9 protein-coding genes and 1 pseudogene are annotated in these 6270 nt (G+C 44.7%); all 10 read right to left on the bottom strand.

All coding sequences use genetic code 11. From position 1 onward, the window contains the following. Positions 1 to 434 (bottom strand): tail fiber protein (locus PSI14_RS19375; RefSeq protein ID WP_273577618.1); only part of this gene is annotated, 434 nt, incomplete at its 3' end. Further along, complete coding sequence (locus PSI14_RS19370) at positions 412 to 1074, bottom strand: DUF2612 domain-containing protein (RefSeq protein WP_273577617.1); 663 nt, start codon at positions 1072 to 1074, stop codon at positions 412 to 414. The genes PSI14_RS19370 and PSI14_RS19375, both read right to left, overlap by 23 nt. Then, entirely contained in the window at positions 1067 to 2191 is a 1125-nt protein-coding gene (locus PSI14_RS19365) for a baseplate J/gp47 family protein (protein WP_273577616.1), read from the bottom strand. Before PSI14_RS19365 ends, PSI14_RS19370 begins: the two co-directional genes overlap by 8 nt. Next, positions 2175 to 2534, bottom strand: a complete 360-nt coding sequence (locus PSI14_RS19360; protein ID WP_273577615.1) for a contractile injection system sheath initiator — start codon at positions 2532 to 2534, stop codon at positions 2175 to 2177. The genes PSI14_RS19365 and PSI14_RS19360 overlap by 17 nt, the downstream gene beginning before the upstream one ends. Beyond that, entirely contained in the window at positions 2531 to 3196 is a 666-nt protein-coding gene (locus PSI14_RS19355) for a Gp138 family membrane-puncturing spike protein (protein ID WP_273577614.1), read from the bottom strand. Before PSI14_RS19355 ends, PSI14_RS19360 begins: the two co-directional genes overlap by 4 nt. Beyond that, positions 3174 to 4022, bottom strand: coding sequence for a phage protein (locus PSI14_RS19350; RefSeq protein WP_273577613.1), 849 nt, complete (start codon positions 4020 to 4022; stop codon positions 3174 to 3176). The genes PSI14_RS19355 and PSI14_RS19350 overlap by 23 nt, the downstream gene beginning before the upstream one ends. Then, the gene (locus tag PSI14_RS19345; RefSeq protein WP_273577612.1) at positions 3997 to 4335 is read right to left on the bottom strand and encodes a phage baseplate plug family protein; all 339 of its coding nucleotides are present in this window, start codon (positions 4333 to 4335) and stop codon (positions 3997 to 3999) included. Before PSI14_RS19345 ends, PSI14_RS19350 begins: the two co-directional genes overlap by 26 nt. Further along, positions 4332 to 5132: a phage baseplate protein gene (locus tag PSI14_RS19340; RefSeq protein WP_273577611.1), complete on the bottom strand. Its 801-nt coding sequence runs from the start codon at positions 5130 to 5132 to the stop codon at positions 4332 to 4334. Before PSI14_RS19340 ends, PSI14_RS19345 begins: the two co-directional genes overlap by 4 nt. 69 nt (positions 5133 to 5201) lie before the next feature. Continuing rightward, positions 5202 to 5411: a hypothetical protein gene (locus PSI14_RS19335; protein ID WP_273577610.1), complete on the bottom strand. Its 210-nt coding sequence runs from the start codon at positions 5409 to 5411 to the stop codon at positions 5202 to 5204. A gap of 303 nt (positions 5412 to 5714) precedes the next feature. After that, a pseudogene (locus tag PSI14_RS19330) lies at positions 5715 to 6092 on the bottom strand (phage antirepressor N-terminal domain-containing protein); the annotation flags it as partial. Positions 6093 to 6270: the final 178 nt, after the last annotated feature.

The raw sequence follows: 6270 nt of genomic DNA, 5'->3' as shown, positions 1-6270 counted from the left end.
GCACGAGGGGTTGCCGATTCTGTTTCACTGTTGCTATCCGTGGCATTGCTGAGCTGGACGATACCGGGTTGAGTGGTTGAGGCATTTCTAATGCCAATAGCATCAGAGAACAACATCCACTCATTTTGTGATTGATCTGGTCTCTGTCCACGTGTTTGTTTTTTGGCAGAGTAAAATTTACCCGCGTGTTGTACAACGGCGTGTTGTGGATAGTCCACGGCTACATCCCACTCAGGCAATCCACGCTGAGACAGATACATCAGCCATTCATCAGCACGTTTACCGATAGCATTAAACCATTCCATCGGGGGTTTTCCGGCTGTGCGGTCTATGGTTACACCCCAGCCACGCAGGAGATCGGGGAATGTTTCTGTTTCACCTGTTTTCGCATCATTGGCGAATATTTTATAATCAGGTCGATTGATGATTGACATTGATAATCCTCGTAAATTTTCCGTCACCAAATCCAAAGGTGTGAGCGTCATGCGCCCACCCAAACGGACGGTCACTGTTAATAACAACGAACTGGTATTTAACCCCGATGGGTCTACTCAAAATGTCGAGTTTCAAAATGGCGTGTAATCGAAATGGTGTTAGGTAATCAGCGGGGACAACAACATTCATGGTCATGTCATAGTTATCGATGACAAATGAATATTCCCCTAATAGGTGTTGGAGGGAATGAGTGATCCCCTCAATAGTTGGGCGCTGAAAGTTCTTGATAATTTTTGCCCGGATAAAGAACCGGTAATCCGAATCGTCCAATTTGACGGATTGTTGCAACGAATCGCCATATCGATAAAACAGGCCGTTGTTAAATCCTAATGCAGCCTCCACCCCTAACCAGCCGAAATAATCTTTCGGGACAAATGACCGCATTGCCCGACCAATACCAACATGTTTGCCTATCAAATCCAGTCCATAGCCCACTGATTTATCGATATCGAGTATTTCGGGGATCTGTAATACCGTCTCAAATATTGTTTTGGTCTCAGAAAGCAAAAGCCCGACTGTTTGTCGGGCCTTCGGTTTTCCTCTGTATTGCCAGATTAAAAAATCCTCACGTTTACTCAATCAGTACCTCCACATGTTCAGGTTTGATCTGAGCGCACTGACGAACGCCAATTAGGGCTGAGTCAGAACCATTAACAGTGATTGATTTGATGTAGAATCCTGAGGTGGTATTAACCCGACACGTTAACCTCATGGCATACACAGATTCACCAATAGCAAACTCAGTGGCAGCCAGTGATTTTTTAATTCCATCTGTGTCAATATCCTGAAATCCGTTGATGCGCTCGATAATGATTCTCATTCTGATATCAACCATCTCGGCCCTGTCGAATCTCACCTCTCGTGGCGTTCCAGCCATTTCACAATGGCTAGAAATCTGGCCCATCAATCCGCATCCGCCAATTTTTTTCCTCAGTATGATTTGTGCTATATCGTCATTTCGTCCACCAATGACAACCGCATTCATGGAATGCGGTGACACACCATTTTTATCAGTCTGGTTGGTGTAATTCTCATAAACTCGCGCCTGTTTCACATCGGGCAGATCCAGTAATGCGGTCTCTATTCCCTGCCTATCATCATGATTATTAATGGAGTGTGAGCGCATAAACCGCAGTAAGAAATTCCCGTCAGTCTCTTCCTCATTACCCGCCTTGGACTCTCTCGTCGTTACCACCTGATCAACACCTACAATGACAGTTTCCATTTTCAGCTCTTTGTTAGGCTGCAATGCAAATGAACCGGGTTCTTGACTACGTAAACCAACCTGAGCAGAGCCATTGTGATTGAGTATTGCATCAGTCAGTGTTATCCATTTAACGCGATTATCATCTGTCAGTACCGTTCCTGCTGGTATTGTCACACCTGCATTCCCTGTGATTACCACATCGTATAAATAACTGAACTCTGCACCCCGGCGAACCAGTCCTGCATACATAGCCCGCTGCTCTAACCATGCACCGGTTGCATTGTAGGGATCTAACATCTGCACAATAAACGCAATGACCTGATTGATATTGGCGAGTTCCTGTGAGAATAGTCCAACTATCTGACCATCCGGTGAATCAGCATCCAGATTGATATCCTCGCCATAGATACGCCGGAACCCTGTCTCTAATCGTTGGTGAATAGCAGAGAGCTGTTCGATAACAATTCCTGTCTCAGTAATCTGGAGCATCTGTACTGACCTCGTTTTTATTGCCGTAAATATCGATATACTCAATAATCACGGTCGTTTTTCGGTTCTCATTGAGCTGGATATCGAATCGGGTAATTTCCGTCACACCATCCGCATTCAGAACAGTCGTTTTTAATTCCGATTCCATTGTCATCAGGTTAGGATTTTTGCGCAGGTAATCGAACCATCTCACACCATGATCGGGGTTGAGGAACCAGTCATTGAACAGGGACAGGAGTCGTGTTTGTACTGACTGCGCTATCGCCTCTGATTTAATAGCGTAATCACTGCGTCCGTTACCGAATGTCCAGTCGTGATTGTTATCTAGTCGCCTCACTCTCATTTATTTGGCCTCCCTGTATTGCCGCCGTGTGAATCAGGGTGCGTGTGGTTTTCAACATCCACACCACCACCAATAACTTTGGCAGCTCTTATTGTGCCACTTGATTCACTGTTGCCGCTGGTTTGGTTCCAGTTTCCGGCCTGTTGATGATTTCCGATCTGTTTACTGCTCCCTAGATGTTCAATATCACCCTGAATGGTGATTTTCCCGCGTGTCATACGAATGAACGTTGAGCCATCGTCAGTTTGCATGGAAGCGCCGCCGCTGAAATAGTCAGGGATTTTTTTAGGCTGACTGCAAATGCCAGGAATAAATGACGCATCGGAATAATCATGTAGCCGCGCATCCAGCGGCACGGATTTATTGCCAGTTGCATACCAACCATCGATACAGCGCTCGGAGAATATCGCCAATCCCTCATCGCCAGCAGAGACAGGAACCGTGAAACAGAATCCACCCGCTCGTGGAAACTGAACAAGAACATCCACCAGCGGTGGCAACTCCAGCATCTCACCACTGTGTAATATTTGGGTGATCATCAGTTCGATTGTGGCAGCGTGTCCATTAAATGAGATAACTCTGGCAGGTAAAGCAGTATGAATATCAAGACGCTCGTTTTCTGCCTTGCTATTCAGGACATCAAGTAGCGTTGGGTTTTTCACTCTGTTTCTCCACCTTCTGATATTTACCGCCAATGCAGGTGATTTTTGTCGTCCAGCTATCACTCATAAAATCACCCGAATGTTCCAGCTCTGTGATTTTATAGTCGCCGTTATATTCAGGCATAATTGACTGAACTCTCACTAGTCCGCCTATTCGCATAGCTGGGTTTAGTAAACAACTCACTGATAATCCATCGTCGGTTTTCTCTGGACTGCCAATCATTCCAGTCTCCTGAGAAAGCACGAATCCCTCGTTATCAGCTAAGACCTTGCTTTTAGGTAATACGGTGATGTTGCCATCCTGCACTGACCAGTCAGCCCCATTATTACGGGCTATTTTGTGCATGATGTCGCGGGCATTCCCCGTCAACACTTTACCGCGTGGTAACACTCTGTCTTTCGGTAGATCCACCACTCCATTGCCAACCCGCATTGATTTAGTGGCCTCAGCCAGAATGCTGGCATCAGTCGCCCCCGCCGCCAGAGTCTTATTCACCAGTGCGCCCGTATACGCCTCATAACCATCACCACAGGTCAATTGAATAACAAAATCCAGTCCATCCCGTTGTGTTATCGCCTCAATGATGTCGCCCATGTAAATCACGCGCAATTTCTCATAACCGACTGCCAAACTGACGCGGTTATACGCTCTACTGGTGATCAGGTTCCTGTGTGACTGGTTGAGGTTGTAGATTTGGATTGTGGCAGGGTTGGGTTCGCTGGTGATAGTTTTGGAGATATCAAATGCGATTCTGAGGTTAGTAATTTCGATAGACTCTTTAGTGTTGCCGATGTTCAGTTTAATCTGTCGTCCGAATTGCCTCATGCCATGCCTCTTTATCGACAAAGTATATTTTTAGTCGTTTCCCCAATTCACTACGCTGAACTGAATTAATCCCCAATCCAGAGCCATCACTCATTAATATGATGAACGGTAGATTTTTAGTGAACAATGCGGGGCTGTTTACCGTCAGGCCATACAGTTGAGCGATATATTTATCTGTGTTGGTATCCAGCAAATCAAACTGCCAGCCGTTAAATATTGGATTGAAATAGAGGGTAAATCTCAAGTTCATGTCAAACAGGCTAAAATCCTGCTCTTGGATAACATCAGTTGAAACGGGTATTTCGTATATCATTTACCGCCTCCGAAAATACCACTAAAAAAGTTTTTAACTGCTCCAGCAGGATCACCAGCAAGCTCATTGAGATTGAAAACGGCAGACGATTTTCCATCCAATAACGATGGCTGAGTCTTCCCCATGTTCGTTTTCTTCGGTGCTTTTTTCAGATTAGGATGCAACCCCTGAGCCGTTTGCGTCTCAACAATGAATATCTCACGCAATGTCAAATTGAATTCAGCCGATCCCTCATTCATCTGGGTAACACTGATACTCACGAGCATCATATTTTTGTACTGTTTCAGGCCAGTCATGACGGTAATAGGTTCGCCGCTCTTCTGTAGGTTAAGCAGGTCATTATAGGCTTTACCGACCCTATCCAGTGTCTGAGAGCTATCCTCTGCCAAACCGTTACGATTGGGCAACCACGGCGCTAAGGGGCGGTTGTAGCCTATTTGCTCCAGCATGGATTCACCCATCGATATATAGCGATTCACCATAGATTCAGCTTGCTTTGTCATGGCTCGGATTTCGATAGGAAGCGGGTATTTGTCCATCGCGGCAGAAAGATCGCCGCCAATCAACTTATTGAAATGTTGCGGAGGCTGATAGCCCACCATGATCCCCGCAATCGTAATCTCTTTCGGTTCCAGAATGGCATGGTCAGCAATCGCCGCCCCCGACTCGATAGGGTTTTCAGTAATGCGTAGATTTGAACTGTGATTCTCGATAACCACGCAGTCAAATTGAAATTCACCAATAGAGCGAGTTATCACCGAAGCTCGCATGGTGTTAAAGCCGCTTAGTAAGTCCATAGTCAGATCCAATAAAAAAAGCCACGCAATGCGCAGCCTTGAATTCATGGGGGTTATTTAATATGTTATTTATTGCAGAGTATATATTCTAACAATAGAGATTCTTGCTACAGAGTTATTAATATGTACCGTGGCTTGAGTGAGCGCCTCCTTCTCCACCGCAATTAAAAAATCACTAACCCCACCCGTACTCCAATCAAAATCTAAAGCAATCTGCGAGTTAACCAGAACTGAGTTGTAATCACCAAGGCCGATATAGGTAACAATATATTGATTCATGGATTGATCCTCCTCTTTATTTTGTCTAGCACACACTACAGCGGGTATTTTCTTTTTACTATTTGATTAATTAATCGCCTGTCATAAATTTCATTCAAAGCCATCCGTGGCTTGGGGTTAAAATGCGTTGATTGGCAGTGAGAGCATATTTTCAATGTAATACCCGTATCGTTTTGCTACTCCGCTAACAATTTCTCTAGGTGTCTCCGTTCCACCTGTAAAGACCTCAGTCTTATTGAGTGTAGTATCGTAAACTTCCAACCTGACGACATATCTGAAATTTGGTGGCTGCTTTACTGGAGCTTTCGCCTTAACCTCACCCGTAGTCCAGTATTCATAAAGCACATCATCGCATTTGTCTTGATACCGGATAACTTTCTCACGAATTGACGCTTTAACTTTATTGGGGCTGATAGTAGCTAACCAACCAGCAAGTTTACGGAGGGCTAGGCAAGTCATTGATTGTGAACCACCTTTTGAAGGTATAACGATTTCCGTGATACCTTTTGAAAAGCGAGTTTTTAACTTCTCTAACTGTGATTGCCAAGCTAGACCAATGCCATCAACAATCGGCTTCATCGGTACGTATGGTTCACCGTTATAATTAACGACATATAGATCTGAGCCATAAAATGGGACGTTGATAGTTTTACTTGGTTCATTAACTGGTATACTTAACATGTCTATGCTCCTGCTAGAGTGGTAGACGTTTATAAGAAGCCCCTGACTATTACCAGTAGTTGGGGGCTTCGCCGTTTTAGTGCGACACTATTTATCTCGTGATTGTAACTTTTTGTAAAGATAATCCATCGTGAATTGCGAAGTGCCTCGAATATTCAACTATTTACACGCGTATAGC

It is taken from the genome of Xenorhabdus anantnagensis (genome assembly GCF_028598555.1).
GTDB classification, from domain to species: Bacteria; Pseudomonadota; Gammaproteobacteria; order Enterobacterales; family Enterobacteriaceae; genus Xenorhabdus; species Xenorhabdus anantnagensis.
The sequence above is the reverse complement of the archived record's forward strand: the minus strand, read 5'-3'. Positions and strand labels throughout refer to the sequence as shown.

Bases quoted from the DNA above. Each gene is read 5' to 3' on its own strand.
- PSI14_RS19365 (WP_273577616.1), bottom strand. From the start codon at position 2,191: ATGCTCCAGATTACTGAGACAGGAATTGTTATCGAACAGCTCTCTGCT.
- PSI14_RS19360 (WP_273577615.1), bottom strand. From the start codon at position 2,534: ATGAGAGTGAGGCGACTAGATAACAATCACGACTGGACATTCGGTAAC.
- PSI14_RS19350 (WP_273577613.1), bottom strand. From the start codon at position 4,022: ATGAGGCAATTCGGACGACAGATTAAACTGAACATCGGCAACACTAAA.
- PSI14_RS19345 (WP_273577612.1), bottom strand. From the start codon at position 4,335: ATGATATACGAAATACCCGTTTCAACTGATGTTATCCAAGAGCAGGAT.
- PSI14_RS19340 (WP_273577611.1), bottom strand. From the start codon at position 5,132: ATGGACTTACTAAGCGGCTTTAACACCATGCGAGCTTCGGTGATAACT.
- PSI14_RS19335 (WP_273577610.1), bottom strand. From the start codon at position 5,411: ATGAATCAATATATTGTTACCTATATCGGCCTTGGTGATTACAACTCA.